Below are 4,166 nucleotides of genomic sequence, written 5' to 3' on the forward strand. Positions count from 1 at the left end.
CCAGGAGGTGTCGGCCATGAGCGGCCGGACGCTGCACGAGATCTTCCAAGACCGGGCCCGCGAAGCGCCCGACCGGATCGCCGTCACCGCGGCCTCCGGACAGCTGACCTACGGCGAACTCGACGCCCGCGCCGAGGAGCTGGCGGCCCGTCTGACGGCGCGCGGAGTCGGCCCCGGCGCGCTCGTCGGGCTCGCTGCCCACCGCGGCGCCGACCTGGTGGTCGGCCTGCTCGGCATCCTCAAGGCGGGCGGGGCCTACGTCCCGCTCGACCCCGACTACCCCGAGGCCCGACTGCTCCACCTCGTCACCGACACCGGCGTCGAGGTGGTGGCGGCCACCGGCCAGGCGGCCAAGGCGCTGCCGGACGCGCTGACCGCCCAGGTCGTGCCGATCACCGCCGAGGCCCCCCCGGCCGGCACCGGAGCGCGCGAGCGCACCCCGGTGGCCGACCGGGACCTCGCCTACGTGATCCACACCTCCGGATCGACCGGCCTGCCCAAGGGCGTCCTGGTCGAACACCGCCAGGTGGTCCGCCTGTTCGACACCACCCGGGACTGGTTCGGCTTCGGGCCCGACGACGTCTGGACGCTCTTCCACTCCGCCAGCTTCGACTTCTCCGTCTGGGAACTCTGGGGCGCCCTGCTGCACGGGGGCCGGCTGGTCGTGGTCGAGAAGGACGTCACCCGCCGGCCCGCCGAGCTGCACGCACTGCTACGCGCCGAGCGGGTCACCGTGCTCAACCAGACCCCCTCCGCCTTCCGCCAGCTCGCCGCCGCCGACGCCGAGGCGCCGGTGCCGGACGCCCTCGCGCTGCGGCTGGTCGTCCTCGGCGGGGAGCGCCTGGACGTGCGCGACCTGGCCGGCTGGCTGGAGCGGCACGGGGACGCGTCGCCCCGGCTGGTCAACATGTACGGCATCACCGAGACCTGCGTGCACGCCAGTTACCGGCCGATCACCGCGGCCGACCTGGCCACGCCCGAGCACAGCCCGATCGGCGTGCCCCTGCCCGACCTGGACGTCGTCCTGGCCGGCCCGGACGGCGCCCCGGTGCCCGACGGCACCCCCGGCGAGATCCTGATCGCCGGTGCCGGTGTCACCCGCGGCTACCTGAACCGCCCGGAGCTGACCGCCGAGCGCTTCACCACGGAGTCCTTCGGCGGCGGGCCCGTCGCCCGGCACTACCACTCGGGGGACCTCGCCGTGCGCACCCCCGACGGGCAGCTGCGCTACCTCGGCCGGATCGACGACCAGCTCAAGGTCCGGGGCTTCCGGATCGAACCGCGCGAGATCGAGCACCGGCTGCTCGGCCACCCCCTGGTGCGCGCGGCCGTCGTCCTCGCGCACGACGTCGACGGCGACGTCCGGCTGGCCGCGTTCGTGGTGCCCGAGCCCCGCCGCACCGCAGACCCGGCCGTCGACCCGGCCGCGCTTTCCGACGACCTCGCCGGGCACGCCGCCGCCGGCCTGCCCGCCCACCTGCGGCCCGCGCTCTACCGGGTGGTCGACGAGCTCCCGCTCACCCCGCAGGGCAAGACCGACCGGGACGCGCTGCGCGGGCTCCTCGACACCGCGCCCGCGCCCCTCCCGGACCAGGACGCCCCCGGCGGACCGACCGTCCTCGACGCCGTGACGGCCATCGTCCACGAAGTCCTGCGCGGCTCCCGCCCGCCCGCCCCCGAGGCCGACCTGTTCGACACCGGGGCCACCTCGCTCGCGTTCACCCGCATCCTCGCCCAGCTGAACCGGCGCTTCGCACTGCGCCTGACCGGCGCCGAGCTGGACGGCGAGGCGAGCATCGCCCGGCTGGCCGCCGCCGTGGCGCAGCAGACCGGCCGCCACCCCGGGCAGAACGCCGGCGGCGACCACGACAACCCCGTGAAGGAGCAGGCATGACCCGGGCAGCAGACGGCCGCGCGTTCGCGCTGTCGGCCGAGGAGCTGGAGAGCTTCCGCACCAACGGCTTCTTCGGGCCGTTCAAGGTCTACGAGCCGGAGGAGATGGCCGCCCAGTGGCGGCGCGAGCGGCTGGCGCTGATGGACCGCTCGATGGCCGTCTACGGCGACGAGGCCGCCTCCTCCGGCAACACCAACATCTCCAACTACGACCGCCACCTGGACTCGCCGTTCCTGGCCGACCACATCGGCCGGGCCGAGATCGTGGACCGCGTGGTCGGCGCCCTGGGCCCGGACGTGCTCTGCTGGCGCACCGAGTTCTTCCCCAAGTACCCCGGCGACGAGGGCACCGACTGGCACCAGGCGGACACCTTCGCCAACGCCTCCGGCAAGCCGCAGATCCTGTGGCCGCCGGAGTTCAAGGAGTTCGGCGGCACCATCACGGTCTGGACCGCCTTCACCGAGGCCACCGTCGACAACGGCTGCCTGCAGTTCATCCCCGGCTCGCACGAGCAGATGAACTACGACGAGGCCAAGAAGATGCACTACGACCCGGACCGGATCAACCAGCAGGACAAGGACGGCGTGCGGCGCGGCTTCTTCGGCTACGACTACCGCGAGCTTCGCAAGGACGAGAACTTCGTCCCGGACGAGACCAAGGCCGTCTCGATGGTGATGAAGCCGGGCGAGGCGATCATGTTCTGGTCCACCCTGATGCACGCCTCGCACCCCAACGACGGCCCGGAGCAGCGGATGCGGATGGGCTTCGCCTCCCGCTACGTCCCCACCTCGGTGCGGGTCTACCCGGACACCGAGGTGATCGAGGAGTACGGCGGCCAGGTCTCGCTGGACCGCTACGGCGCCGTCCTGGTGGCCGGCCAGGACGTCCACGGGCACAACCGGCTGACGGACCGTACCACTCGGGGCCATGTCTTCCCGGTCTGCTGACGCCGGCGCCGGAGCGGGTTCCGCGCCCGCTCCGGCGGCCCGGCTCGCCGAGGCCGTGCTGTCGCTGCGCCCGCTGCTCGACGTGCTGGCACCGGTGACCGTCCCGGCCGGGCCCCGCGCCCGGTCGCTCGGCCCGCTGCTGGCGGCCGTCACCCGCCGCCTCGGCGCCCCGCCCGTCGCGGTGGCCGCCGAGGCGGAGGAGACGGACACCTTCGCCCGGGTGGTCGCCGCGCGGCTGGACCTCGCGGGCCTGGCGGTCACCGCGGACTCCACGGCCGATGCCGTCGACGGCGCGGCGGTCGACGAGGTCGTCGCGGCCGACTTCGAGGGGTTCTGCACCCGGCTGGACGCCACGGCGCCCGACGGCGTGCCGCTGCGGGTGCTCACCGCGGGCCGGCCCGCCGAGCAGGCCGTGGTGCTGGCCCTGGCCCCCGGGATGCCCGCCCGGCTGGCCGAGCGGTGGATCCGCGAACTCGCCCGCACCCACTACGTGGTGACCTGGGAGAGCCGCGGCCTCTTCGCCGGCCACGACGGCCCGGCACCGCCCGGCTACGACGTCACCGCCCAGGCCGGCGACCTGCTGGCCGCCCTCGACCGCGCGGGCGCCGTCCGCGCACACGTGGTCGGCCTGTGCGGCGGCGCCGTGCCGGCCGTCGTCGCCGCCGCGCTGGACCCGGCGCGGATCACCTCGCTCAGCCTCTGGCACGGTGACCTCCACCTCGGCCCGGACAGCCCCCGGACGGACCACCAGCGCAACCTGCACGCCCTGCTGGAGATGGCCTGCGAGGACCAGGACCTGGCCGGGACGATCCACGCCACCCTCTGCCGCTCGATCGGCGACAGCGTTCCGGCCGACCTCGCCCACCTGGTGCTCTACCCGTACGCGACGGTCGAACTGTTCGGCCGCTACTGCGCGTTGAACAACGCGGTGATGGGCACGGACCTGCGCCCGCACCTCGCCCGGGTGAGCGCGCCCGCGCTCGTGGTGACCAGTGCGGACGACGACACCGCCCACCCCGGCGCGTCGGCCCTGGTCGCCGCCGCGCTGCCGGGCTCGGTGAGCGTGGTGCGGCCGCACGGCGACCACCTCTCGCTGTTCCGCGGCGAACCCGCGCTCTTCGAGACGCTGGACGCCTTCCTCGCCGAGCACCCGATCTGACGCCCCGCCTGTTCCGCGCCCGCCCTGCCCCGTGTCTGCCTTGCGCCTGCTCTGCATTGCGCCTGCTCTGCCCTGCGGCAGCGCCTGCGTCTGCATCTGCGTCTGTCCCGTGTCTGCCCCCGCCCCGCTGCGCCGCGCCCTGCCGGGCCCGTCAAGGAGGAACCCA

At 74.7% G+C, this 4,166-nt stretch carries 3 protein-coding genes; all 3 read left to right on the forward strand.

Annotation, left to right across the window (positions count from 1 at the left end; all coding sequences use genetic code 11):
- The first annotated feature begins 16 nt into the window (after positions 1-16).
- From OG286_RS38710 to OG286_RS38720, 3 genes are read left to right on the forward strand one after another with little or no spacing between them, the layout of a single operon-like run.
- On the forward strand, positions 17-1,894 hold the full coding sequence (locus tag OG286_RS38710) for an amino acid adenylation domain-containing protein (protein ID WP_331742018.1): 1,878 nt from the start codon (positions 17-19) through the stop codon (positions 1,892-1,894).
- Positions 1,891-2,841 (forward strand): chlorinating enzyme, encoded by a 951-nt coding sequence (locus tag OG286_RS38715; protein WP_331742021.1) that lies wholly within the window; start codon positions 1,891-1,893, stop codon positions 2,839-2,841. The genes OG286_RS38710 and OG286_RS38715 overlap by 4 nt, the downstream gene beginning before the upstream one ends.
- Positions 2,822-4,000 (forward strand): alpha/beta hydrolase, encoded by a 1,179-nt coding sequence (locus tag OG286_RS38720; RefSeq protein WP_331742024.1) that lies wholly within the window; start codon positions 2,822-2,824, stop codon positions 3,998-4,000. The genes OG286_RS38715 and OG286_RS38720 overlap by 20 nt, the downstream gene beginning before the upstream one ends.
- The last annotated feature ends 166 nt before the right edge of the window (positions 4,001-4,166 follow it).

The sequence above is a fragment of the Kitasatospora sp. NBC_00039 genome (assembly GCF_045160625.1).
Lineage (GTDB): Bacteria > Actinomycetota > Actinomycetes > Streptomycetales > Streptomycetaceae > Kitasatospora.

Bases quoted from the DNA above. Each gene is read 5' to 3' on its own strand.
- OG286_RS38710 (WP_331742018.1), top strand. From the start codon at position 17: ATGAGCGGCCGGACGCTGCACGAGATCTTCCAAGACCGGGCCCGCGAA.
- OG286_RS38720 (WP_331742024.1), top strand. From the start codon at position 2,822: ATGTCTTCCCGGTCTGCTGACGCCGGCGCCGGAGCGGGTTCCGCGCCC.
- OG286_RS38715 (WP_331742021.1), top strand. From the start codon at position 1,891: ATGACCCGGGCAGCAGACGGCCGCGCGTTCGCGCTGTCGGCCGAGGAG.